The sequence below is a fragment of the Polynucleobacter difficilis genome (genome assembly GCF_003065365.1).
GTDB lineage: Bacteria > Pseudomonadota > Gammaproteobacteria > Burkholderiales > Burkholderiaceae > Polynucleobacter > Polynucleobacter difficilis.
On record NZ_CP023276.1, the window covers coordinates 1,518,259 to 1,540,814 of the forward strand.

Sequence of the window (22,556 nt, forward strand, 5' to 3'; positions counted from 1 at the left end):
GGCTTAGCCGAGCACGATTACAGGCAGGCTAGAGTGCACAATCACTTCATTGGTTTGACTGCCCAACAGCACCCCCTTGATGCCCGTGCGTTTGTGCGAGGCCATCACAATCGCATCGGCCTTGGCTTTTTTAGCCGCATCCAATACGCCACCAGCCAAGCTTGGACTAAAGGTATGCAATGTCCGTACCGTCACGCCCGCGCCTAAAACTGCCAGGGCATTTTTGAATAGATTTTTAGCGAAGGCATCGCAGGCTTTTTTGTGATCCCTCTGCGAAAAGCCATACCCCAAACTACTATCGGAGTAGACCATTGGCGGCATTGGGTCGGAGACGTAGACCAAGGTAATGCTGGCGCCATCTTTCTTGGCAAGATCCAATACATTTTTGAGGGATTTTTTGGTCACGTCGGACCCATCAATCGGCACTAATAGATGCTTAAACATGGCTCTTCCTTTTCAGTTCCATTGATATTTCATCCTACTCCTGATTTCAGTAAATGAATACTTATGGCTCATAATGGGTGGAAATCGTTCTATCCCACAAAGGTGAGTAAATTGATCAAGTATCTGGCTGTCTACGCAAGTTTTTTAATCACCTTTCTGGTGATGGATTTCATTTGGCTGCTTGGCATTGCCAAAAACCTGTACCGCACTGAAATGGGTGCACTCATGGCTGCAGAGCCACGGCTCTGGGTTGCCCTCGCGTTTTATCTTCTGTATGCCCTTGGCACAACGATCTTTGTCATTAGCCCAGCGATTGCAAAGCAATCATTCGTCTATGTACTCGGCTTTGGCGCCCTCTTTGGCTTCTTTTGCTACATGACCTACGACCTGACCAACCTCGCTGTGATTGAGGGATTTCCGGCGAGACTGGCTGTGATTGATATCGTCTGGGGCGCCTTTGTGACTGCAGTTAGTGCTTCCGTGGCTTATGCGGTGGGCAGTCGAATGGCTTGATTATGAATTCGTGGGTGACTTTGGTTTCCGACTAGACCACCCATTGCGGCGCTCAAAGAGTACAAATAGCACTCCCCAAATCACAATCGAGAAGTAAGCCCATACCCAAGCCGACTGCGATTCTTGCGATCCAGATAGATCCAAAACAAAGCCAAAGATAGCGGGGCCTAACAAGCCTCCACCAAAACCCATAAGGGAGTGCAGACCCATTGCGGCGCCTTTGATCTGCGGCTGCGCGCTGGTCACCAGCCCCGCAGTTAAGGTGGCAGAGTCCGCCATAATAAAAATCGAATGTCCGGTCGCAAGCAGAGCGATTACCCACCAGCCCTGACCGGTCGCTGCAGCCAAGGCAATACCCAAGATCGCGCTGGTGAGCATGACAAAACAAATCCAATTCTGTCTACCTATTTTGATCGCCATCTCATTGCCCAGAATAGATGCAGGTACGCCAAAGAAATTAATCACACCAGCTAAGGTGGTGGCTGCCAAGAAAAAAGCTTCGCCGGTATAGGCTGTACAGAACACAAAGAAAGCCACGAGCCAACTGCGTGACGCAAACAACTCCAGGGAATGTGCGGTGTACCCAAAAATATAGCCTGACGCCTCTTTATTCTGTAAAACCATTTTCCATTTTTGGATGGGAAATACATCACCCACTTGAATCCGAAGGGGACCACGCCATTCGGGCTTATCCAAAGCTGGAATCAGTAGCCATACAATCAGCAACGCAGTAAGGGGCCCGAGGGCAATCCATTCGAACACAGCCTCCCATCCCAAGGCCTCTAAGATCCAGCCGGAGATGAGATACGACAAGCCTGCACCAATCCCAAAGAAAGCGGTGTAGAAGGAAATATGCCGCGTGACCTCACCATACTGAACGCGATCAGACAAGACTTTCAACCCGGGCATATAGGTACCCGCCAAGCCAGCACCGTTTAAAGCCATAAAGAAAAAGGCAGAATAAAAGCCGTTAGCAAAAAGACCCATACCCAAGAGACCAGTTACGCCAGACAATCCACCAAACAAATAAATCTTGCGAGCATCCACCCGGTCAGTCAATACGGTTGCTAAAGGCACAACCAAGATATATCCAAAGAAAAAAGCACTCGCAATCAGGCCAGACTCAAAATTACTCAAATCCCATTGGGCCTGCAATGTAGTAAGGGTTACGGCGTAACACGCAAAGCCAAGCAGTGCGCAAATTTGTGCAGCCAACATCAAGGGGGTGCAGTTTATTTTTCCGGCAATCGTAGGCACAGATTGAGTTCGCTTTTGTTTTTATTGCTGGTTGGAATTAGGCGAATCCTGAAACCCATTGGACCGAAAGGTCAGCACCAAAGTGTCTCGATAGCCGTGAGGCAGGGTTGGCTGAATCGGCGTTGTTTCATGAATCATCCGCTCATCATTCATTAATAAGACCGACCAAGGCTCGGTTAAGGTAAAGCGCAAGCCAGAAGAGGTATTAGCCTCGAAGATACGGGTCTCGCCGCCTTTGATGTTGTGACGGTCAATCAAAAATACAGCCACAAAATCAACGCCATCGCGGTGGGCACCTTCCGGAGTTGGTCTCCCAATGCCGTCGCTCGTATCAATGCGAAATTGATGGGCTTCAATAAACCAAGTTGAGACGGGCTTGAGTGAACTTAAAAGTCCTGCAGTATGTTTGATTACGGCCTGCCAGCACACGTCATTTGCTAGGGCCTGCGTGATCGGTTCAAACCAACGCTCAATACCGCCATGCAAAGCGTTGTAGTTGACCGACTGCCAGTGCGCGCGATGGGGAACCATCTTTAGTTCCGATCCGCTAACGGTATAACTGGCATGGCGCCGGAAGCGATAACGTCCGCCGTCTTTTAAGTAGGGGTCACGTGGTAGATCCTGCCAATGCACACCCAAATCCAGCAAATCACTGACAGACACATGGGCCAACTCGGCAACCGAGGCAGCGGCAGCGATAGCAAATCCACTGCGTTGGATTGCGGGCGCAATTTCTGAGGTGGGCGTTAACGGCGGAGAGAGATTCACCGCCTTATTTTAGGACATCGATGCGTTTACTGTCACGAATCGAGTTTTAGACGTTCTCGCACCATATTGACGTGCCCTTTTAGGTCATACAGCTCTTTCGACTCAAGGGAGGATACTTTCATGGCATTGACTCGCATTTGTATATCAGCCAAGGCTTGACGACTCGCATCGCGCGCATTGGGGTCGGCAGCAGTGCGCTCCAATACTTTGAGCTCGGCGTAAATACGCGATAGGCGAATGCGCAGACTTAAGTCGCGCAGGGCTGGAATATAGGCGATTAAAGGAATCAAAATAGCCAAAATTGGAATGACAACCCGCGCAAAGCGACCAACCCAAACGGCGGTCCAAAACGGTAAATGACGATGCAAAAAGGAGGGGCCATCTTTTAAATAAATTTCTGAATCCATTTGCAATGGAAAATCAAGGCCATTGATCGATGGAAATTCACCCTGCTTTTGCAGGCGTGAATAGGATTTCAAAATAGTTTGCGCATTTTCCAGAAGCAGACTGACGATGGCCGGACTAATAGTCTCGCGGCTTACCAAGGTTGCAGTTGCCGCAATCATCTGCCGGTTGAGTCTAGGCAAATCATTTTCAATACTAAGCAAGCCGCGCGCTACGTCCACTTTGGTTAAAAATGGGAGGGCACGAGTATAAGCATCGGCCTGTACAAAATTCATTAGCTGCACACCGGGCAAGTTGATGAAGCTTTTAAGAAGCGGTGCTTCGGCTGCAGCCACCACAAAAACAGCATCCAGGTTTCCAGCGGCTAATTTTGCGGCTCCCTCCTGCGGTGTTAGGGCCTCCATTTCTAGATCAGCTGGCTTGATTCCGCTGGTATCGAGCAGTAGTGTTGCAATCGAATTGGTCCCGCTTCCTGGATTACCAATCGAGACCCGCTTGCCTTTGAGTTGCGTGAGCAGGGTCAGTCCGTCTGGAGCCCCCTTAAAACTAGACTCGCGATAAAAAACCCATACCGGCTCATAAAACATTCCGGCGATGGATACAAAGTGCGGGTATTGCGACACATCCGCAACGCCGCCCTGAATCATTGCCAAGTCCACACCGGATTTGGGATCGGCCAACAAAGCCAAGTTATCTAGCGTGCCGCCTGTCTTGAGCACCTGAAGCTCAACCCCTTCTTTTTTTAAAGAGGATTGCATCCGTTCGCCAAAGCGGTAATACAAACCATCCTGAAATCCAGTAGCTATCGTAATCGACTTAGGCGGGGCTGGAATGAGCGTCCACAGAATGCCAAATACAAATACGATCAGCAGCGCCAATAATGCCAATAAGGCGTATGGGTTGTAGCGGAGTCCTTGAATGCGGTTCATGATCGTGGGTATTTTTTTGGATTATGCCCTGCCCTAGGGAACGGCTGCTATTTTCACGCTAAGATAAGCATTTCCCTGTGCATCTTATTTGAAAGCCCTCCATGAACTCATCCCCCCTGCACGTAGCCCTCGTGACCGGTGCCGGTAGCGGCATTGGCCGAGCCGCTGCAAAAGCCCTGCTTGGCGGCGGCTACAAGGTAGTTATGACTGGACGTCGCCTGGAGGCCCTGCAAAGCGCCATCCAAATCATCGGCGGCAACGAAAGCAATTGCCTTGCTGTGACTTGCGACGTAGGCAAACCAGCGGATGTAAAAAATCTCTTTAGTGCCCTAAAAGCAAAATGGGGGCGCATTGATGTGCTCTTTAATAATGCAGGCACCGGCGCTCCAGCCATGCCGATGGAAGAGCTCAGCTATGAGCAGTGGATGAATGCCGTCAACAGCAATTTGTGCGGTGCCTTTTTATGCTCACAAGAAGCCATACGCATGATGAAGGCGCAGACTCCCCAAGGCGGTCGCATCATCAACAATGGCTCGATTTCTGCGCATGCGCCGCGCCCAATGACGGCGCCTTACACCGCAACAAAACATGCTATTACGGGCTTAACCAAATCGATCTCATTGGATGGTCGCCCGTTTAATATTGCTTGCGGTCAAATCGATATTGGCAATGCCGCCACTGAAATGACGGAGAAGATGGCCGCTGGAATTATTCAGGCCGATGGTTCAATTAAAGTCGAGCCGCGGATGGATGTTGATCACGTTGGACAAGCTGTACTACACATGGCTCAGCTTCCACTGGAAAGCAACATTCAATTCATGACGATTATGGCAACCAATATGCCTTACGTTGGTCGGGGCTAGTACGCGCGGGGCTTCGACATTGCCTGCGATAACAGGATCACCGGAATCAGACCTGCCAACACAATAGTGAGGGATGGTAAAGCTAGCTCTGACAAACGCTCATCTGCAGCCAATTGATACGTGGCTACCGCCAAGGTGTCGAAATTAAATGGTCGCAATAGTAAGGTCGCTGGCAATTCTTTCATGACGTCCACAAAAACAAACAGGCCCGCGGTCAGCAAACTGCGCTTGAGCAAGGGCAAATGCACTTGCATCATGGTTTGCCATTGCGATGCACCTAGTAAAGCAGCTGTACTATCCATTGCGGGAGTAATGCGCGATAGACCGGTCTCGACACTTTGTAAGCTAGACGATAAAAAGCGAATCAAATACGCGTAAATTAATACCCATACCGTTGCCGACATAATCCATGCCGACTCGATAAGACCAAGCAAAGAGAGAATGCCGACGGCCAATACTGCGCCGGGCAAGGCATAGCCTAGGCTCAGCAAGCGATTAACCCACTGCATCGCAGCACTCTTAGAAGCCCTTGCAAAGTACGCCAAAAACAATGCGCTAGCAACTGATATCAGGGCAGTCACACTGGCTAGCCAAATGGAGTTGCTTAGCCAAGCGGTATAGCGTGCATCGACCGTAATGCCCTGCTCCCACTGAAGCTGTAGCAAGCCCAACACCGGCAATATAAAAGAACACAACACAGTTAAACCGCATACTAGAAAAGCAAATAAAGCCTTTTTTCCAGTCAGTTTTTTTGCAATCGTGGCTCGGGGTACGCTGCCCGATATGGCGTAACGCAGCCGCGCGCGATTGTGCTGCTCAATGTAAAAAATAAGCAAAACAAAAGCCAATAAGCCCAGTGAGAGCTGCACAGCAGCCAAGCGATCGCCAAAGGAGAGCCAAGCCCGAAAAATTCCAGTCGCAAAGGTTTGTATGCCGAAATACGATACGGCACCGTAATCAGCCAAGACTTCCATCAAGGCCAGCGCCATGCCCGCAAAAATAGCGGGGCGGGCCATCGGGAGAACCAGTTTATAAAAAGCCTGAAAGCCGCTGTAGCCTAGCGTTTCAGCGACTTCAGCAAGGCGCCCACTGCGATCTAAAAATGCAGTGCGTGCGATTAAATAAACATAAGGAAAAAGACAAAACGAAAAAGTCCAAATAGCACCGCCCAACGATCGGGGGTCCGGGAAAAACCACAAACGCTCTAGTCCCAATACTTGCCGCAGTCCAGATTGCACTGGACCAGAAAAATCTAGCATATCGACAAATAAATAGGCCATGACATAGGTGGGCACTGCGAGGGGCAAAATTAAAGCCCACTCAAAAATACGCTTACCCGGGAACTGGTAATTGGCTACTAACCATGCGTTACCTACCCCCAAAACAAAGACGCCAAGCGCTACGCCTAAAAGCAAGATAACCGTGGATATCAAATAGTCGCCGAGTACAAATTCCCATAGGTGAGCTAAGGTTCCTTGGCTGCCGATACTCGCAGCGCCCGGAATGCTCTCTGGAAACAGAAAAGGCACGCCCAAGCCAAGCAATGGCAAGGAGAGCAATAGTGCGATCAGAACAACAATTCGGCTCATTTCGGGGGCGATCGTAAGGGCTAGTAAAGTGAATCCGGTGAAATCAACCGGTTAATGCGAAAATTATAGGGATGAATTCGACTCAGCCCCTACTTTCGCTTGAAGAAGTGGAAATTGCCTATCCCAAACCGGATGGCAAGGGCTGGATGCGCATCGTGCATGACCTTAATCTTCAGCTAGAACCAGGCGGCATTGCCTGCCTGTTGGGGCCATCGGGCTGCGGCAAGTCAACGGTTTTAAGGGCTATTTGTGGTTTTGAGCCCTTGCAACACGGTCAAATTAAGTTGCACGACAAAGTGGTTAGCTCCCCTACTATCAACCTAGCCCCAAGTCAGCGCCGTGTGGGGATGGTATTTCAGGATTTCGCCCTCTTTCCCCATTTGTCCGTGATTGAGAATGTGATATTTGGTCTTGGCGCCCTTCCCGCGAACCAGCGTCACGCGGTTGCAATGGATTGGCTCGGGAAGGTATCACTAGCCAATAAGAGCCAAGCTTATCCGCATGAACTTAGTGGCGGCCAACAGCAACGGGTTGCATTGGCCCGGGCAATGGCCCCAGAGCCCGACTTAATTCTGCTAGATGAACCATTTTCTAGTTTGGATGTCGATTTGCGCGAGCGCCTCGCTTCTGAAATGCGCGACATCTTAAAAAATAATGGGGTAACTGCACTTTTGGTAACCCACGATCAATTTGAGGCATTCGCCATTGCTGATCACATCGGCGTAATGAATGACGGCAATATTGTGCAATGGGATACACCCTATGATTTATATCATCAGCCCATCAACCGCTACGTAGCTGACTTTATTGGCCGCGGGGTATTTGTAAAAGGCGCGATTCAAGACAACGCCATGGTTGAAATCGAGCTTGGCAAACTCAAACTAGACAACGATCACCACGATCCAATTGGCAGAGTAGTAGATGTGCTGCTACGTGCCGATGATATTCAGCACGATGATGCCAGTCCACTCTTAGCAGAAGTGATTCGCAAAACCTTTCGGGGCGCTGATTTTTTATACACCTTAAAGCTTGCCTCAGGCCAAGAGGTATTTGCGTACGTCCCCAGCCACCACGACCACCACATTGGCGAGAAAATTGGCATCCGTTTGGGCGCAGACCACGTCGTTACCTTCTCCGACTAATTTAAAGAATGAACCCCTAGCCTTTGGGTCAATGGCTATATCCTGATTTTTGTATTACCCTTACAGCTTGTTTTATATGATTACTCATACGAATTGCTGTAAACAACCTAAGGCTTTTAGCTCAAGGAGCGGACTCCAATGGCACCCAATGCTTTGAAACTATTTATTGGTATCGCATTACTTTTACCCACATTGGCTCACGCCTCGTTTTTGCCACCCGATTTAATTGATGGGGTTGCTAATATTATTTCGTGGGTGGTCCTGATTGTGATTCCTATAGGTGCAATTGCATTATTTTGGTTTGTACACATTTGGCCAGATACTGTTGCAAAGAAGCGCCAACACCCTCAACGCGATGCCATTCACGCACTGTGTGTTCTTTCTTTGTTCTTTGGCGGCCTACTTTGGCCGTTTGCGTATTTATGGGCCTATACCAAACCAACGATGTACAAGCTCGCGTACGGAACCGATAAGTACAAGCCACTCGATAGTACGGATGGCGAAAGTAGCGAGAAATAATCATGGAAGCCATTATTCTCGGTTTGTATGCATGCATCGTTTGGTTAATCTTTTTTAAATTTAAACTGCTGCCATGGAACACCATATCCAAGGTCATTGTTTTTACGATTCCGGTAGTCGGAATGATTACCTTGATTCTGCTCCTCAATGTCTTTTCGCCTTCATCGAGCAATGTATTGGTTGTGCGCAATTCGATCGGCATCGTGAGTCAGGTCAAGGGACGTGTCGTCGAGGTTCCAGTCAAGATTAATCAGCAGGTTAAAAAGGGGGATGTTCTTTTTAAGATTGATTCCACTCAATACCAAGCCACCGCCAATGCAGTCAGGGCAAAACTAAATTTAGCCAAACTCCGACTAACTGAAAATCAGGCCTTAGTACAAAGTGGCGCGGGCAATCGATTTGACCTTGAAAAAGCCGAGGCAGATTACGCCGAACTCAAAGAACAGTTAATTAGCGCGGAATATGATCTGGCACAAACCACGATGCTCGCTCCCAGCGATGGCACCGTGGTGCATGTTCAGCTCAGACCGGGAGCTTATGTTGCCGCATTCCCGATCGCATCGGTCATGACCTTTTTGGAAGATACACCCCAGATCTATGCCCTATTTAATCAAAATGAATTGCATCAAATTGCAGTTGGCAATGAAGCGGAGTTTTATATACCGAGCTTACCCGGTCAAATTCTAAAAGCAAAGGTAGAGTCCGTAATTTTGGCTGAAGGTCAGGGTCAGCTCGGCGTTAGTGGCAATCTGCCCAATACTGGTATTCGTGAGATTGCGGCCAACCGGTTTGCAGTGAAGCTCAGCTTGGATGACAGTCATAATCAATTGCTTCTGCCTGCCGGCGCAGTCGGTGATGGAGCGGTCTATACCGACCACCTCGCGTTCTTGCACATTATTCGCAAGGTCATGTTGCGGGTCAGTACAAAACTGAACTACATCATTCCAAAGCTGCATTAAACGTATGCTCAGCCGCTTCAATTCATCCCGCCTTCGCCTACCCTTCGCATTCTCGGCTCTGATCAGCAGCCTGGTATTTACCAGCTGCACCATCAAGCCGCCAATGCAGGGAGAGGATCTGAGAAGCAAAGCACTGCCGGCCGTAAAAGTACCGGATCAATTTGCAATGCAAGGTAAGCAAAGCGCTAGCCCTGCAAACCATGTCAAAGTCGATGACGCATGGCTTAAACAGTTTCAAGATGAAGAACTCAATCAACTGGTTGCTGAAGCGCTACGCAATAGTCCCGATATTCAAGTCATTGCAGCGAGGCGCTTGCAGGCAGAATCCTTGATCAATGCTGCCAGTGGCGCCCAGTATCCCGGCGTAAATGCATTTGGCAACATCGGTGGAAAAGTGGGCTCCAGTGGAACCGGACTAACCGGCTATTACATTGGTGCAGGCTGGGAGCTTGACTTGTGGGGTCGTGTGCGAACTTCCATTGCAGGAGCGGGTCAAAATGCTCGGTCAATTAATGCTGATCAAGATGCAGCGCGCTTATCGTTAATTGGTACATTAACTAAAACTGCTTGGCTCGCCAGAGCACTCCAAGAGCAAGCCCGCCTTACTAGTGAAAGTGCAGCCGCTGCACAAACAGTCTCTGACCTGACTGCGATTCGAGAAAAAATAGGCGCATCTTCCCAGGCCGATGTTTCCGCCAGCAAACTCATTGCCTCGCAAGCAAAAGAGCTCGCGCTCAGTACCGCACTCGCCCGAGATCAAGCCTTGCGTGCGGTAGAGGTATTGCTTGGTCGATACCCCGACGCAAAACCCTTAAATACAACACGCCTACCTCAATTGCCTGCGCCAGTGGCCCCAGGACTGCCAACAGACTTATTGGAGCGCAGGCCCGATATCATTGCCGCCGAAGCGCGGGTGAACAGCGCCTTTTATGCCACCGAAGAAAAACGCTTAGCGCGCCTACCTAAAATTAGCCTTACAGCTGGATTTGGCTACATAAATAGCGAAGTCTTTGCTTTAACCAGGGGTCCAAGCACAAGCTTGGGTACGGGCGCCAATGTATTTATCCCCCTCTTTCAGGGTGGCGCTATCGAGGCCCAAATTGCCTATCAAAATGCAGAAGCACAAGCTGCCATTGCCAATTACGGCAAAGTGGCATTAAACGCATTCAACGATGTAGAAAATGCACTCAATGGCGAAGCAACGTGGCGGGAACGCAGCACTCTCTTGCAAGGCCAGCTGACTGAGCAGCGCCGCTTAATGGACAATCGCCGTGCGGAGTTTCGCATTGGCCGAATTGATCAACGTCAGGTGCAGCAGGAAATTATTCGCACGAATGCCATTGAAATGAATTGGCGACAAGGGCAGGTAGATGCCTTAGCCCAGCGCGTCAATCTCTATCTTGCTTTGGGCGGATCCCCAACGGAATAATGACTTTATGCGTAATATAAGGCCCATTATGTTCAATTTGAATAACAGCATTGCTGGAATCGGTCTGATTGCATCCGTTTTTTTTACAGCTGGAGCTAATGCATCTCCTGAATTAGCCAAACAGAATACGTGCATGGGGTGCCATGCGATGGATCGTAAAGTAGTTGGTCCGTCTTATAAAGCGATTGCCACACGCTATCAAAGCCAACCGCGGGCACAAATGGTAGATACACTGGCCACTAAAATCCGCTTAGGCGGCGGCGGTGCATGGGGCGTAGTGGTGATGCCCGCCAATACCAAGATAAGTGAGGCCGATGCCAAAAAGCTCGCCGAGTGGATTTTGGATAGCAATAAGTAATTGGCGAATTTAATCGATCGAATGCAATACCATTACCTTTATTCATGAAGATATTTCTCTACCTACTCCTCTCATTGGCCCCCATTGCGGTTGCGTACACCAAGGCATTTGACGGTACGCGCATTAAGGAGCCTTTGATTGTGGTTTCTTACCTCAGCATCATGCTGTGGTCTGCGCTGTTTTCCACCATTACGCAATCTCTGACTGGGATTGAGATTAAGTACTCGATTGCCGTGTTTGCCCTTGTTCTGGGCTATGGTCATTTTCGTTTGGTGCAATTCCTGGCACAGCGTCGACGCGGCAAGCAGTAGGACATTAGCCCACTGAATCAGCATTCCCGCTGCTTGATTTGCAAAAGCAAAATAGAATGCACCATGGTTCATTTCTCTAGAAGGCAATTTCTAAAACAGCTTCCAGCTACTGGGCTTGCATTAGCCGCACCCTCGCTTGCTCTTTTTCCACTACTGGGATTGGCCTCGGCGTCTGCATTTCAGATCCACGATCTCGATTGGCTGGATGATGCCCGTGAACGCCCTGTCCCGGTTCGGCTTTACCAGCCCATTGCATCGTCCTCTGCGGCTCCTGCGCCGCTCATTATTTTTTCCCATGGCATCGGTGGTTCGCGCCTCGGTTATAGCTACCTCGGAAGCTATTGGGCAAGTCATGGGCTAGCCAGCTTACATGTCCAGCACATTGGTAGCGATCGCTCGATCTGGTTTGGAAATCCGTTTAATTTAGTATCCCGTCTACAAGAAGCAGCGCAAGAACAAGAAGCGCTTGCTCGGGTATTTGATTTACGCTTTGCATTGACTCAGATACTGCGCGATCCACTGGGTCAAGCAATCAACCCAAATCAAATTATTGCTGCCGGGCACTCGTATGGGGCCAACACCACTCTGCTTGCCTCTGGTGCGCGCGTCAATCGCGACAATATCCCCATTGAACTGAGTGATTCTCGCATCAAGGCTGCCATCGTAATTTCAGCTCCACGCTTTTATGGTCAAAAATCGGTAGATTCTATTTTGCAGCCGGTCCGCTTACCTACCTTGCACATTACAGCCACCGAAGACAATATCCAAATCCCAGGCTACTTTAGCGGCTATCCCGATCGCTTAGCTATTTTTGAAGCCATTGGGAGTGAACGCAAAGCCTTGGCTGTTTTTGAAGGCGGCTCGCACAGCATGTTTACGGATCGGACCCGTTCCGGCGGCGCCGTTTTAAACCACCAAGTAAAAGAGGCTACGCAAGAACTTAGCCTTGACTTTATTGCGCAGGTTTTAAACAACCAAGAGTCCGGCATTCCGTCATGGGCCATGCGCCACGAGGCGATTCTGTCGAAAGTCATTTCTTAAGTGGCGTCTGCTGGCCCACTGCAGAATTGCATTAGATCCTGTACATTGCAGTTATGACTGATCTCGCAAAACCATTTTGGATTCCCTTGTTTCCCTTGCAAACGGTTTTATTCCCGGAAGGGCTTATTGCGCTCAAGATATTTGAGGTGCGCTACCTCGATATGATGAAGGCATGCTTTAAAAATCAAGAATTCTTCGGGATTGTTGGAATTGAGGAAGGCGCTGAAATAGACGATCCGGCAAAGCCGAATATCCTCTTGTCTGAGTTTGGCACCCTCGCCAAAATTATTGAGTTTGATCCAATCCAGCCAGCCCTGTATATGACACGCTCGGTAGGGCATGCGCGGTTTTCGCTGCTGCAATCGAGGCGTGAAAAAAATGGTTTATGGATGGGCGAAGTGCAGTGCGTTGCCGCAGACCCAGACTTGGCAATTCCGGATGAATTGAGTGATGCCGCTCTCCTGCTTTCAGAAATCATTACTTCGGTACAAAAGCAAGGCCTCAGCGAGAATCAACTGCCCTTCCAGGAGCCCTATCGCCTCGATGATTGTGCTTGGGTCTCCAATCGCTTAGCGGAGATACTGCCACTTTCAGTCGCTCAAAAAAATCACTTGCTGATGCAAACGAATCCGCGATTGCGCCTTGATTTAATTCAGGAATTGCTCGAGGACGGCGTTGATTTAAATTCAACACTCCATTGATCACCTTCATTTAACGTGAGCCCCGGATCGTGATGGTGGATCTCTTTATTCAGCAAATGGTGCGTCAGTTAGTTGGTGGAAGCGGCCCACCCACTGCTTTCCTTACCCCTGCTGGCGATCCTGGTCTGCTGGGTCCGGACTCCATGCCATGGGAAGTGCATGCTGATTTCATGTCCATGATGATCGGCGGCATTTCATCACTGGTAATGCAAGCATTGCATCCCGGTGCGCTCGCCGGGGTCTGGGACCATTCGAGTTTTCGCACCGACTTACAAGGTCGTCTTGGTCGCACTGCTTTTTTTATTGCCGCCACCACCTATGGTCCGACCGCAATGGCCAATCAGATGATTGATAAGGTCAATCGGATCCATGGGCACATCACAGGTACCGATGAATTTGGAATGCCGTACAGCGCCAGCGATCCGCATTTATTAAATTGGGTTCACCTGACAGAAACCAGTAGCTTTATGCGCGCCTATCTGCGTTACCGTAATCCTCAACTAGCAAGCGTAGATATCGATCGCTACTTTGTTGAAATGCGCCTCATTGGAAATAGGCTCGGTGCCATCGATTTGCCGGATAACGCCCTTGCGACAGATCAGGCCATTGCTGCCTATCTGCCCGAGCTGCATTACGGCGAGCGGGCTCGCGCAATCGTCACATTGCTGGATGAATACCCCAGCAGTCTGCATTCACGGCCGTTTGTACGGCTCGTCAGTAAAGCCGGTTTCCTCAACTTACCCGACTGGGCATATCCCCTCATCGGTCGCAAAGTCCCGTCGGCGTTTGAGCGCAGCGCTGTTGAATCGGCCATTAACTTAATCGCAAAACCGGTCCGCAAGGCATTGCAAAATGGAGTTGCTGCCCACTCCTACCGCCGTATTTATGGACTTAATTCCAATAAAGGAAAAACCCATGCTGCCCAACATTAGCCTCACGCGCCTAAATGGCGAAACCGAACAGATGAGCGATTACGCCGGCAAGGTTCTACTGATCGTGAATGTAGCCAGTCGCTGCGGCTTCACCAACCAGTATGCTGGTCTTCAAAACATCTATGCGCAGTTTCAGGATCGTGGATTTGAAGTACTTGGCTTTCCCTGCAATCAGTTTGGCGGACAGGAACCGGGTAGCGCTACTGAAATCGAGCAATTTTGTAGCACGCGCTATCAGACTACTTTCCCGCTGTTTGAAAAAACCGATGTCAATGGCGAGAATGCCCATCCCCTATACAAATACATTAAGCATGCTGCTCCGGGGATTTTGGGAACTGAAGCCATCAAGTGGAATTTCACGAAGTTTTTGGTCGATCGCCAGGGTCAGGTTGTTCGCCGCTATGGCTCTGCAGACGATCCTGCCAGCATTGCAGGCGACATCCAAAAGATCCTCCAAAGCCCAGAATAAGATTACTGAAAATGTGGTTTTATCGTGCTCTGCACAATGGAAATTAAAGGCGTATATTACAAATAAGGGTTTTCCCCTAAAAGCCCTTTAATTTAACTGGAAAGAGCCTTATGAAGCCATTTTTTGCCAAACTCGTTTTGATTTTTAGCGCCCTTTTAGCGGGTAGAAAAGCCTTCCTACGTTACCAAGCAGCACGGATTCGCTAATTACCCTACTATTACTCGGACTGAAGTTTCCTCACAGTGGATTAATACATTGGAATACCGCATGCACTCAATTTTTAAACACACTGGGGCAATCTTAGTAAGCGTTTGCTTACTTAATTCAAGTCCATCGCTCGCAGAAGCTAGCCCAAAACAAAAAGAAGCCTATACCCAACAGTGTGTGCAGCAGCAACGAACCATTCACCAACGGTTGAGTGATAAGGTGAGTGACGCGGACTTTATTCCGTATTGCAGTTGTTTTGTGGGTGCCTTAGAGAAAAGGCTGACTCCAGAACAATTTCGTGAGATGGGTAATAGCACTAAGGGCGCAAAGCCTGCCTGGCTAAAACAAGCAGAGCAGCAAGCGGGCCGCTCATGCATTCCATCTGAGCCGAAGCTACAAGTCTAGGACTTCGGGTTAGTCTGATTGTTGGATTGATTGGGAGTGGCTGCTTGGCCATCCCGGTTTGCTTCGGTTGCTGAAGTGCTGTTCAGGGGCACAAAACTCATCTTCGTTCCATCCCAACGTTGGCCACACCAACACTCGCCTGCTTCGTTGATAATGCAAACGCCGGAACCGCAACACCGCTTATCTAAATTACTCATTTCAGACTCCGCCCATAAAAATACGCCATGGCATTGATTCTACCTAGGATAGAGGAAAAAAGTCAGGTCGCTGTCATCGGCGCTGGCTTAGCTGGCCTCAGCTGCGCGAGCGCTTTAGCCCAAGCAGGCATGCAGGTTCAGGTATTTGAAAAAAGTCGGGGCGTTGCTGGACGCATGAGCACACGCAAGGGCGATGGCTGGCAATGTGACCATGGTGCGCGCTACTTTACTGCGCGCGATCCCGCCTTTCAGAATCAACTGGCAATCTGGTTGGAGCAGGGAGCGGCTTCGCAATGGCATACCCCGATTGGGGTTTATGAAAACCAAACCTGGCAAAGCAGCAAACCTTCTGATCCCCGCTATGTGGGCACGCCGTGGATGACCTCGCCGGCCCACCATTTGGCAAAGTCCCTTGACGTCCATCACAGCCACACCATCACGCAAATCAATCGAGCTCCACACCAGTGGCAATTGCATACTGCGGAACATGGACTGCTGGAGTACAAACCCAATTGGGTCATTTTGGCGGTGCCAGCGCCACAAGCACTTCTACTCACCCAAAAAATCGATCCTGCTATTACCGCATTGTATGGCCAAGCAAAAACCGAAGGGTGCTGGACCATGATGCTGCGCTTTAATGAAGTGATCGCCATGCCGTTTGAAGCCGCCTTTATCAATGATGGCATTCTGAGCTGGGCGGCGCGCAATAATGCAAAACCCGAGCGCACTGGCGAAGAGGTGTGGGTGATTCATGGTCAATCGCAATGGAGCCAAGATCAGATTGACGCCGACCCGCAGACCATTGCCCCACAAATGATTGCAGCGTTTATCGCCATTGGTGGCAAGGCTCCAGCAGAGTGTGCGATCCATCGCTGGCGCTATGCCAGCAGTGACCCTGCGTACCAGCCCCGCTTCCATTGCAATTCAGAGCAAGGTATTGCCTATTGCGGAGACTGGCTGCATGGCGGTCGCGTAGAAGGTGCATGGCTCAGCGGCCACGCATTGGCAAATGCCATCATTGCCACGCATTAAGTCGCTGCTTCAGTGAAGGCGTTTTACACCGACCACTTTGTTCTGCCATTGCCAGAAGGCCATCGCTTTCCCATGCAGAAGTACCGCTTACTGAGGGAAGCCATTGCGACACATCCCCAGATTAATTTAATCGAAGCACCAGTTGCCACCGATACTCAATTGCTCTATGCCCATACGCCGAGCTACATTCAAAAAGTAGTTGCCGGTGAACTGAGCGATCAAGAGCAGCGTGCCATCGGCTTTCCGTGGAGCGACCGCATGGTTGAGCGCTCTAGGCGATCGGTTGGCGCTACCATTGCGGCATGTCAGTCGGCCCTAGTCGATGGAGTGGCTGTTAATTTAGCTGGCGGTACGCACCATGCCTACCGCGACCATGGTGGTGGTTTTTGTGTATTTAACGACGCCGCTGTTGCTGCACGCGTGTTGCAAAAAATCCAAGGGAGTGATTTTCGGGTGGCCATCATTGACTTAGATGTGCACCAAGGCAACGGCACTGCCGCTATCCTAAAAAACGATCACGGTATTTTTACCTTGTCCCTGCACGGTGAAAATAATTTTCCGTTTCAGAAAGAGGAAAGCAATTTGGATTTAGCGCTACCCGATGGGTGTGGTGATGACCTGTACTTAGATACTTTAAGCAATGCGCTGCATGTCGTTCAGACTCAATTTGATCCCCAGTTCATCATCTACCTTGCCGGCGCTGATCCCCATGAACATGACCGCTTAGGTAAGCTCAGCCTAACAAAAGAAGGGATGCGCGAACGCGATCAACAGGTCTACAACTGGGCTGCAGTGAATGCCCTACCAGTCGCCATTGCAATGGCAGGCGGCTATGGCAAAGACATGAAACTTACTGTCGAGATCCATGCACAAACCATCTTATCTGCTTTGTGCCTTGATCAGTCGCCCAGCCACAATGCGCGGTAACTGCCATTGGCGTCGTGGTCTTGGGCTTGTTTCTGCGGATTAAAGCGTCGCCCACCCCGCGGATCAGTGCCCCTACCAGCAATGTAGAGCCAATTGCCTTGATTGCTATACACATCGTAATCCAGTAGTTGCGACTCAAACCAAGCGGCGCCTGCACGCCAATCCGAATGCAAGTCATAGATCAAATAACTCGCCACCACTTGGCGCAAGCGATTCGATAGATAGCCCGTTGCTTTGAGCTCACGCATGCCGGCATCCACAATCGATTCTCCTGTGGTGCCAGAACACCAATGTTCAAAACCACGGGCATTGTGTATCGGCTTTTCTGACTGATTTAGACCGCTTGCACAATACAACTGATTTCCGTATTTAAGATGGAGTACGCGGAAATAATCACGCCAGAGTAGCTCAAACCAAAGCCAATAGCTTCCCTCATTGGCTCCTTGCTCTGACTCAAACTGCTTTAACGCTTGCATGATACTGCGCGCTGAAATACAACCCAAGGCAAGCCATGGGGATAGCTTGCTCGAATAATCGAGGCCGTGCAATTGATTGCGGGTTGCCTTATACGAGTGCGGCAGTGCGCGCTCTAGATATTGCCGTAGATGGGCTATTGCAGCAGTTGTGCCGCCACGGCAGGATTCTCGATAATGCGGGAAGGAACTGTGTGGATGGCCCGTGCGTTGAATTAGAGACTCAGCTCGAATTGGGGTCTGCGCACCTGGAATCAAGCCCGATCGATTAAAGCCCTCAGGTAGCGGCGGAATATGGCTTGGAGCTAGAACTGGCTCGGCAAAAAGGTATTTTGCTTTTTCGATTGCATTGCGAAACTGCGTAAATTGATCTGGCATTGCATCAGGCGCAAATGGCAAATTATTTACGGCAATCATGGTTGACTCAAGCTCGGCATGTACGGTGAGTCCGGCCTGCCTTAATGCAGTAATGGCCTGCATTTCCTCGGGCGCCTCAATCACCTCACAGTAGATCGTTTTAATACCGTGGTGATGCGCTGCATTGATGACGAGATCAACGGCACTGCTGGAGCTAGCCTGGGGCACTTGCAACTCCAGTAAATCCGATCCAAGCCGCTCTAGCTGCTGTTGCAGATCATTGAGTGCATCGCGCAAAAACTGCTGGCGGTGTTGGCTAATCCGTTCAAAGCCCCAGATAAGCGATTCTTGGGGTGCATGGACATAAATCGGCAGTAGATGATCCGAAGCCTTGCATGCGGATAAAAAGTTAGGGTTGTCTATCAGCCGTAGGTCGGACCGAAACCAATAAAGGGCTGTATTCACTGCGGCTGCGGTTGCTGTGGGAATAAAAAACTATTCCACTGTTTCTTCGATTTGTTCCCAGGTGCTATCGCCCAGTTTTTTGACCGTCATCAGGTAATTCCAGTTTGCTGGGATACCGCAGGTCCAATCATGTGGGCCATTTTGCAACAACAAATTGGTTTGATTGCGCTGGTCGTAATACAAAAAATAGGTTTTTCCATGAATGGGATTAAAACCAAATTTAGCGGCGTGGACCATTTCGGTAGCGTCCAGGCGAGACTGCAAGGCTTTTGCCTGCTTCATGAGAACGGTAGCTTGCTCCATGATGCGGTCATACTCTTGCTTGGCATTTTGACGAGCGACATTGACTGCCTTATCTTTTTCTTCGGTTACCTTAATCGGTGCGAAAACAGGAGCGCCCACTTCCATCGGGTACTCAATTCCCGCATGCCGTGCTGGATCCTTATCTTCAATGCGCATCGTTATTCCTAGCTGAGGTAAACCAAAGGACGGATGCCGCCCCTCACAAGATACAAATTATAGTAATTTCAGGCAATTATTGCTGAGTACTGCCCTGCTGGCGCTCCTGCACAGAGGCAATATTGGACATCCCTGCCTCGATTGAATGGCTTCCCAGATAGCCCAAGTCACGCTTTGCCCGCTCAATCGAGACCGTAAATGGAAAACCCATTAAACGCACCATTTCCCGCACAATCGGCGGTTTTCCAGGCATAGGCAAATACGTCCAGCCCGTTTCGGTAAAAGCACCAAGCCACCAGGCTAGCTTTCGTGGAACAGATAAGGTGGGTACCTGAAATCCACTGACCTCCAGTCGCCTGGTCATAAACACCCGAAAATCAACCGGCTCACGATCGCTGATATTAAAAACACCGCCCGACTGAGTGTGCTGCATGGCGCGTTGCAATGCATCGCATAAATTGGCAATGGAGCAGGTTGAAAATGGATAATGCCCCTGACTAAACCAGCCAAATTGACCACGATTGGATGCGGGGCCAATTTCAGTATCGATGCTATCGCCTTTGCCCCAAACAAAACTGGGGCGCAACACCACTACCCTCATGGCAGTCTGTGGTGCAGCCAATACCGATGCCTCAGCAATGGCTTTACTGCGGGTATAAGGTAAATAATGTTGCGGCGTGATGGGTGCGGACTCGGTTACGTTGAAAAGTGCCGTAGGCTTACTCATCACTACTGATGCAGCGCTGATATAAATAAACTGCGCTACGTTTGCTGTTGCAGCCGCACCCACTAGTGTCTGGGTCAACCGGACATTACTCTGCAAAAGGAAATCGGCTGGAGCGGTTAAATCACGGCAGCCCGCCGCATGAATCAGCACATCCATTCCAATTAGGGCCAAACTCAGTTCGTCTTGGTTTTGTAAGTCGCCCTCCCATGGCGATGCCCCCAATGCGCGGATCGCATCCGCTTTCTTAGGCGAGCGTACGGAGCAGGTCACGCTGTGGCCAGCGGCTAGAGAGTGCTTGAGAAAGTGGCTGCCAATAAATCCGGTGGCGCCAACAAGAAAGATCTTCACGTAGGTGCTAGCCGCGCTGTATTATTTCTGCTATGAATCATATGAATTCAAGCCATGGCTGATTTTGCACCCGTCATCATCATCGAACTTTTTCTCGTCTTTGGTGGCGTTGTGGCATTTGCCTTGTGGCAATTTCGCGACCTACGCAAGGAGCGCGAAAAAAGAATGCGACTGGAAGACAAGCAAGCAGACAAGGGCGAATGAAATCGCCGTCCTGCTGTACGGCAATAAACTGGATTTAAAAGTTTAGAGCCGAGACGAACCAAGACAGAATTGAAATCGTCGAAAAGATTGCAATGAATGCAATTGCTAATCCACCGTAAATTGTTACCAGCTTGTTTTTTGTTTCGATTGCTTTGCTATTGCTCATTGCATTTCCCCATGGTTAACCGCATTAGGCTTGACGTGCCTTTGCCTTCGCTTCTGTGTCTGCACTTTTTTGACGGAAGTCGACAAGGGGGTGATAGCCCATCTTGTAGCAGGCACAATGCTCGCCCAAAATCCATCGGGCCAACTTAATTTTAAGGGCTTTTACCATCACAGACTACCTTCTCAATTGAAATAAATTGCCAATAGTAGCCTTAAATCGCTTGATTTGCTGCCGTGTTGTATTTTTCACATCAAAATCAACAAATCACCTCCTCGGTACAATCACTCCATGCCTTTTAACTTTGACGCCCCTGTAGATCGAAGAAATAGTGACTCCATTCGCTGGGATCGCTATGCAAGCGATGATGTCATACCACTATGGGTCGCAGACATGGATTTTCAGTCGCCCCCGTGCGTAATTGATGCACTTGCGGAACGGGTTCAGGATGGTGTTTTTGGCTACACCCATGCGCCCGACTCCTTGCGCAGTGCAATTGCGAGTTACATGGCAGCGCACTACAACTGGAAAGTCGATCCCGACTGGATTGTAATTTTGCCGAGCGTGGTTTCTGGGCTTTACACTGCCGTGCGTCAGCTGACCAATCCAGCGGAACACATTTTAGTTCCCCAGCCGGTCTACCACCATTTACGCCTCGCCTGTTCTGAAGGTCCGCGCGCATACACCGAGATCCCCTTAGCACTCGAAAACGATCGGTGGGTTTTGCCATGGCAAGCGCTCGATCAATTTCGCCAAACCAATACGAAATTAGCGTTGCTTTGCAATCCGCAAAATCCAGGCGGAACGGTCTATACCCAATCAGAGCTACTGCAGTTTGCTGAATTTTGTGAGGCGCATGATTTGCTGATTTGTTCTGACGAGATTCATGCAGGACTGGTGCTAGATAAGCAAGTCCGTCATATTCCGATTGCTAGCCTTGATCAGCGCATTTCGATGCGAACCGTTACCCTGATGTCGCTCAATAAAGTATTTAACTTTCCTGGAATGGGTTTGGCATGGGCTATTGCAGAAAATCCCCGCTTGCGCGCAGCGATGCAAACCGATTTACACCGCACCATTGCAGAACCAGGCCTTATGGCCTATACCGCTACTATGGCAGCACTGCGTGACGGGGAGGAGTGGCGTCAATCCTTACTGCAATACCTACGGGGCAACCGGGATTATGTTGCGAAGCGCCTACAGGCGATGGCCCCACTCACCCTAGCAAAGACCGAGGCCAGTTATTTGGCGTGGATCGATTGCAGCGCGCTCAAATGCCCTGATCCCCATGCGCTATTTTTGAGTTTCGGCCTGGCGCTATCGCCCGGCACTCAATTTAATGCGCCGCAATTTGTTCGACTCAATTTTGGTACGCAGCGCGCACTACTTGAGCAAGCGATGGACCGCATGGCCCTGGCGCTGGCATCCGTAAAAAGATAAGCAGTCTATTAGCGCTGGATTTCGTTACGCAGGGCAACCAGTAAGGGGTGGTCGCTCGGAAAGTCGCCCTGATCTACTGCGGCCTTCACCTCAGGGAGGCGATTGGCAATTTCTTCATTGCCCTGAAAGATCATGGTCCATTTTAGAAAACTGCGGCGTTCAATGGTTTTACGGTTAATCAACTTAACGTTTTTATGGCGATCATCTTTTTGAATCTTTTCCCACAGGCGATCGATCGAGTTGGCCGGGCCTTCGATCACTTGACCAAAGCGCTGATCTTCAAAAATCAAAACCCCAGTAATGCCAAGCGCTTGGTTGCGCATATAGGAGTGATATAGCAGGCGCATTAATCCCAAAAAGGACATTTCCTGGGCAGGTTGGCTGACGTAGGTCAATTCAACTAAATCAGATGAGGGAGTTGGCATGCTTCACTTTTATCAAGGTATTGACCCATACTACGCACTTAATTTAAAAATGGCAGTAGTCGTAAACCCCCAATGTAATTCGAAGTGGTATGCGCTGC

At 49.8% G+C, this 22,556-nt stretch carries 28 protein-coding genes; 17 read left to right on the top strand and 11 right to left on the bottom strand.

Annotation, left to right across the window (positions count from 1 at the left end; genetic code table 11):
- Window positions 1-3 precede the first annotated feature (3 nt).
- The gene (locus tag AOC34_RS07750) at window positions 4-444 is read right to left on the bottom strand and encodes a universal stress protein (protein ID WP_108469524.1); all 441 of its coding nucleotides are present in this window, start codon (window positions 442-444) and stop codon (window positions 4-6) included.
- A gap of 102 nt (window positions 445-546) precedes the next feature.
- Between AOC34_RS07750 and AOC34_RS07755 the strand changes: the two genes are divergently transcribed.
- Entirely contained in the window at window positions 547-957 is a 411-nt protein-coding gene (locus AOC34_RS07755; protein ID WP_234408077.1) for a DUF2177 family protein, read from the top strand.
- Here AOC34_RS07755 and AOC34_RS07760 read toward each other — a convergent pair whose 3' ends face one another.
- Genes AOC34_RS07760 through AOC34_RS07770 form a run of 3 tightly spaced genes read right to left on the bottom strand, consistent with a single transcriptional unit; the run spans window position 958 to window position 4,316 of the window.
- Complete coding sequence (locus AOC34_RS07760) at window positions 958-2,214, bottom strand: MFS transporter (protein WP_234408078.1); 1,257 nt, start codon at window positions 2,212-2,214, stop codon at window positions 958-960.
- A gap of 21 nt (window positions 2,215-2,235) precedes the next feature.
- Window positions 2,236-2,982, bottom strand: coding sequence for a 2OG-Fe dioxygenase family protein (locus AOC34_RS07765; RefSeq protein WP_108469526.1), 747 nt, complete (start codon window positions 2,980-2,982; stop codon window positions 2,236-2,238).
- A 32-nt stretch (window positions 2,983-3,014) separates the two neighbouring features.
- Window positions 3,015-4,316: a TAXI family TRAP transporter solute-binding subunit gene (locus AOC34_RS07770; protein ID WP_108469527.1), complete on the bottom strand. Its 1,302-nt coding sequence runs from the start codon at window positions 4,314-4,316 to the stop codon at window positions 3,015-3,017.
- Between the two features lie 101 nt (window positions 4,317-4,417).
- Between AOC34_RS07770 and AOC34_RS07775 the strand changes: the two genes are divergently transcribed.
- Window positions 4,418-5,179: an SDR family oxidoreductase gene (locus tag AOC34_RS07775; RefSeq protein WP_108469528.1), complete on the top strand. Its 762-nt coding sequence runs from the start codon at window positions 4,418-4,420 to the stop codon at window positions 5,177-5,179.
- Here AOC34_RS07775 and AOC34_RS07780 read toward each other — a convergent pair.
- On the bottom strand, window positions 5,176-6,768 hold the full coding sequence (locus tag AOC34_RS07780) for an ABC transporter permease (protein WP_108469529.1): 1,593 nt from the start codon (window positions 6,766-6,768) through the stop codon (window positions 5,176-5,178). The genes AOC34_RS07775 and AOC34_RS07780 overlap by 4 nt on opposite strands.
- Before the next feature lie 71 nt (window positions 6,769-6,839).
- Between AOC34_RS07780 and AOC34_RS07785 the strand changes: the two genes are divergently transcribed.
- The 11 genes from AOC34_RS07785 (at window position 6,840) to AOC34_RS07835 (ending at window position 15,241) form a co-directional block, all read left to right on the top strand.
- Window positions 6,840-7,910 carry an ABC transporter ATP-binding protein gene (locus tag AOC34_RS07785; RefSeq protein WP_108469530.1) on the top strand — a complete coding sequence of 357 codons (1,071 nt, stop codon included), beginning with the start codon at window positions 6,840-6,842 and terminating at the stop codon, window positions 7,908-7,910.
- A gap of 138 nt (window positions 7,911-8,048) precedes the next feature.
- On the top strand, window positions 8,049-8,429 hold the full coding sequence (locus tag AOC34_RS07790) for a DUF3302 domain-containing protein (RefSeq protein ID WP_108469531.1): 381 nt from the start codon (window positions 8,049-8,051) through the stop codon (window positions 8,427-8,429).
- A gap of 2 nt (window positions 8,430-8,431) precedes the next feature.
- Complete coding sequence (locus AOC34_RS07795; RefSeq protein ID WP_108469532.1) at window positions 8,432-9,388, top strand: efflux RND transporter periplasmic adaptor subunit; 957 nt, start codon at window positions 8,432-8,434, stop codon at window positions 9,386-9,388.
- 4 nt (window positions 9,389-9,392) lie between these two features.
- Window positions 9,393-10,817, top strand: coding sequence for a TolC family protein (locus AOC34_RS07800; protein WP_108469533.1), 1,425 nt, complete (start codon window positions 9,393-9,395; stop codon window positions 10,815-10,817).
- A gap of 28 nt (window positions 10,818-10,845) precedes the next feature.
- On the top strand, window positions 10,846-11,175 hold the full coding sequence (locus AOC34_RS07805) for a c-type cytochrome (RefSeq protein WP_108469534.1): 330 nt from the start codon (window positions 10,846-10,848) through the stop codon (window positions 11,173-11,175).
- A 44-nt stretch (window positions 11,176-11,219) separates the two neighbouring features.
- Window positions 11,220-11,486, top strand: a complete 267-nt coding sequence (locus AOC34_RS07810) for a hypothetical protein (RefSeq protein WP_108469535.1) — start codon at window positions 11,220-11,222, stop codon at window positions 11,484-11,486.
- 63 nt (window positions 11,487-11,549) lie between these two features.
- Complete coding sequence (locus AOC34_RS07815; RefSeq protein WP_108469536.1) at window positions 11,550-12,527, top strand: alpha/beta hydrolase family protein; 978 nt, start codon at window positions 11,550-11,552, stop codon at window positions 12,525-12,527.
- Window positions 12,528-12,580: 53 nt separating this feature from the next.
- Window positions 12,581-13,228: an LON peptidase substrate-binding domain-containing protein gene (locus AOC34_RS07820; RefSeq protein ID WP_108469537.1), complete on the top strand. Its 648-nt coding sequence runs from the start codon at window positions 12,581-12,583 to the stop codon at window positions 13,226-13,228.
- Between the two features lie 32 nt (window positions 13,229-13,260).
- Window positions 13,261-14,160 carry an oxygenase MpaB family protein gene (locus AOC34_RS07825; RefSeq protein ID WP_108469538.1) on the top strand — a complete coding sequence of 300 codons (900 nt, stop codon included), beginning with the start codon at window positions 13,261-13,263 and terminating at the stop codon, window positions 14,158-14,160.
- Window positions 14,144-14,629, top strand: coding sequence for a glutathione peroxidase (locus AOC34_RS07830; protein ID WP_108469539.1), 486 nt, complete (start codon window positions 14,144-14,146; stop codon window positions 14,627-14,629). Before AOC34_RS07825 ends, AOC34_RS07830 begins: the two co-directional genes overlap by 17 nt.
- A 267-nt stretch (window positions 14,630-14,896) precedes the next feature.
- Window positions 14,897-15,241: a hypothetical protein gene (locus AOC34_RS07835; protein ID WP_108469540.1), complete on the top strand. Its 345-nt coding sequence runs from the start codon at window positions 14,897-14,899 to the stop codon at window positions 15,239-15,241.
- Here the strand turns inward: AOC34_RS07835 and AOC34_RS07840 are convergent.
- Window positions 15,238-15,438: a hypothetical protein gene (locus AOC34_RS07840; protein ID WP_108469541.1), complete on the bottom strand. Its 201-nt coding sequence runs from the start codon at window positions 15,436-15,438 to the stop codon at window positions 15,238-15,240. The two genes, AOC34_RS07835 and AOC34_RS07840, sit on opposite strands and share 4 nt — an antisense overlap.
- Before the next feature lie 27 nt (window positions 15,439-15,465).
- Here AOC34_RS07840 and AOC34_RS07845 point away from each other — a divergent pair, with 27 nt between their 5' ends.
- A complete protein-coding gene (locus AOC34_RS07845) occupies window positions 15,466-16,470 on the top strand; it encodes an NAD(P)/FAD-dependent oxidoreductase (RefSeq protein ID WP_108469542.1) in 1,005 nt (334 codons plus the stop codon).
- Between the two features lie 12 nt (window positions 16,471-16,482).
- Window positions 16,483-17,397, top strand: a complete 915-nt coding sequence (locus AOC34_RS07850; RefSeq protein ID WP_234408079.1) for a histone deacetylase family protein — start codon at window positions 16,483-16,485, stop codon at window positions 17,395-17,397.
- Here AOC34_RS07850 and AOC34_RS07855 read toward each other — a convergent pair.
- The 3 genes from AOC34_RS07855 to AOC34_RS07865 form a co-directional block, all read right to left on the bottom strand.
- Window positions 17,370-18,692, bottom strand: coding sequence for a DASH family cryptochrome (locus AOC34_RS07855; protein ID WP_108469543.1), 1,323 nt, complete (start codon window positions 18,690-18,692; stop codon window positions 17,370-17,372). The two genes, AOC34_RS07850 and AOC34_RS07855, sit on opposite strands and share 28 nt — an antisense overlap.
- 30 nt (window positions 18,693-18,722) lie before the next feature.
- Complete coding sequence (locus AOC34_RS07860; RefSeq protein ID WP_108469544.1) at window positions 18,723-19,151, bottom strand: DUF2452 domain-containing protein; 429 nt, start codon at window positions 19,149-19,151, stop codon at window positions 18,723-18,725.
- A 76-nt stretch (window positions 19,152-19,227) separates the two neighbouring features.
- Window positions 19,228-20,226 (bottom strand): NAD-dependent epimerase/dehydratase family protein, encoded by a 999-nt coding sequence (locus AOC34_RS07865; RefSeq protein ID WP_108469545.1) that lies wholly within the window; start codon window positions 20,224-20,226, stop codon window positions 19,228-19,230.
- Between the two features lie 54 nt (window positions 20,227-20,280).
- Here AOC34_RS07865 and AOC34_RS10250 point away from each other — a divergent pair, with 54 nt between their 5' ends.
- Entirely contained in the window at window positions 20,281-20,430 is a 150-nt protein-coding gene (locus AOC34_RS10250) for a hypothetical protein (protein WP_159074839.1), read from the top strand.
- A gap of 190 nt (window positions 20,431-20,620) precedes the next feature.
- Here the strand turns inward: AOC34_RS10250 and AOC34_RS10255 are convergent, their stop codons facing one another.
- A complete protein-coding gene (locus tag AOC34_RS10255) occupies window positions 20,621-20,764 on the bottom strand; it encodes a hypothetical protein (RefSeq protein ID WP_159074840.1) in 144 nt (47 codons plus the stop codon).
- A 120-nt stretch (window positions 20,765-20,884) separates the two neighbouring features.
- Between AOC34_RS10255 and AOC34_RS07870 the strand changes: the two genes are divergently transcribed.
- Window positions 20,885-22,033, top strand: coding sequence for a MalY/PatB family protein (locus AOC34_RS07870; protein ID WP_108469546.1), 1,149 nt, complete (start codon window positions 20,885-20,887; stop codon window positions 22,031-22,033).
- 8 nt (window positions 22,034-22,041) lie between these two features.
- Here AOC34_RS07870 and AOC34_RS07875 read toward each other — a convergent pair whose 3' ends face one another.
- On the bottom strand, window positions 22,042-22,458 hold the full coding sequence (locus tag AOC34_RS07875; protein WP_108469547.1) for a BLUF domain-containing protein: 417 nt from the start codon (window positions 22,456-22,458) through the stop codon (window positions 22,042-22,044).
- Between the last annotated feature and the right edge of the window lie 98 nt (window positions 22,459-22,556).

Coding starts and splice junctions, on each gene's coding strand:
- AOC34_RS07845 (WP_108469542.1), top strand. CDS start 15,466: ATGGCATTGATTCTACCTAGGATAGAGGAAAAAAGTCAGGTCGCTGTC.
- AOC34_RS07795 (WP_108469532.1), top strand. CDS start 8,432: ATGGAAGCCATTATTCTCGGTTTGTATGCATGCATCGTTTGGTTAATC.
- AOC34_RS07825 (WP_108469538.1), top strand. CDS start 13,261: ATGGTGGATCTCTTTATTCAGCAAATGGTGCGTCAGTTAGTTGGTGGA.
- AOC34_RS07820 (WP_108469537.1), top strand. CDS start 12,581: ATGACTGATCTCGCAAAACCATTTTGGATTCCCTTGTTTCCCTTGCAA.
- AOC34_RS10250 (WP_159074839.1), top strand. CDS start 20,281: ATGGCTGATTTTGCACCCGTCATCATCATCGAACTTTTTCTCGTCTTT.
- AOC34_RS07775 (WP_108469528.1), top strand. CDS start 4,418: ATGAACTCATCCCCCCTGCACGTAGCCCTCGTGACCGGTGCCGGTAGC.
- AOC34_RS07800 (WP_108469533.1), top strand. CDS start 9,393: ATGCTCAGCCGCTTCAATTCATCCCGCCTTCGCCTACCCTTCGCATTC.
- AOC34_RS10255 (WP_159074840.1), bottom strand. CDS start 20,764: ATGGTAAAAGCCCTTAAAATTAAGTTGGCCCGATGGATTTTGGGCGAG.
- AOC34_RS07810 (WP_108469535.1), top strand. CDS start 11,220: ATGAAGATATTTCTCTACCTACTCCTCTCATTGGCCCCCATTGCGGTT.
- AOC34_RS07840 (WP_108469541.1), bottom strand. CDS start 15,438: ATGAGTAATTTAGATAAGCGGTGTTGCGGTTCCGGCGTTTGCATTATC.
- AOC34_RS07835 (WP_108469540.1), top strand. CDS start 14,897: ATGCACTCAATTTTTAAACACACTGGGGCAATCTTAGTAAGCGTTTGC.
- AOC34_RS07875 (WP_108469547.1), bottom strand. CDS start 22,458: ATGCCAACTCCCTCATCTGATTTAGTTGAATTGACCTACGTCAGCCAA.
- AOC34_RS07785 (WP_108469530.1), top strand. CDS start 6,840: ATGAATTCGACTCAGCCCCTACTTTCGCTTGAAGAAGTGGAAATTGCC.
- AOC34_RS07790 (WP_108469531.1), top strand. CDS start 8,049: ATGGCACCCAATGCTTTGAAACTATTTATTGGTATCGCATTACTTTTA.
- AOC34_RS07860 (WP_108469544.1), bottom strand. CDS start 19,151: ATGCGCATTGAAGATAAGGATCCAGCACGGCATGCGGGAATTGAGTAC.
- AOC34_RS07870 (WP_108469546.1), top strand. CDS start 20,885: ATGCCTTTTAACTTTGACGCCCCTGTAGATCGAAGAAATAGTGACTCC.
- AOC34_RS07805 (WP_108469534.1), top strand. CDS start 10,846: ATGTTCAATTTGAATAACAGCATTGCTGGAATCGGTCTGATTGCATCC.
- AOC34_RS07830 (WP_108469539.1), top strand. CDS start 14,144: ATGCTGCCCAACATTAGCCTCACGCGCCTAAATGGCGAAACCGAACAG.
- AOC34_RS07780 (WP_108469529.1), bottom strand. CDS start 6,768: ATGAGCCGAATTGTTGTTCTGATCGCACTATTGCTCTCCTTGCCATTG.
- AOC34_RS07770 (WP_108469527.1), bottom strand. CDS start 4,316: ATGAACCGCATTCAAGGACTCCGCTACAACCCATACGCCTTATTGGCA.
- AOC34_RS07750 (WP_108469524.1), bottom strand. CDS start 444: ATGTTTAAGCATCTATTAGTGCCGATTGATGGGTCCGACGTGACCAAA.
- AOC34_RS07815 (WP_108469536.1), top strand. CDS start 11,550: ATGGTTCATTTCTCTAGAAGGCAATTTCTAAAACAGCTTCCAGCTACT.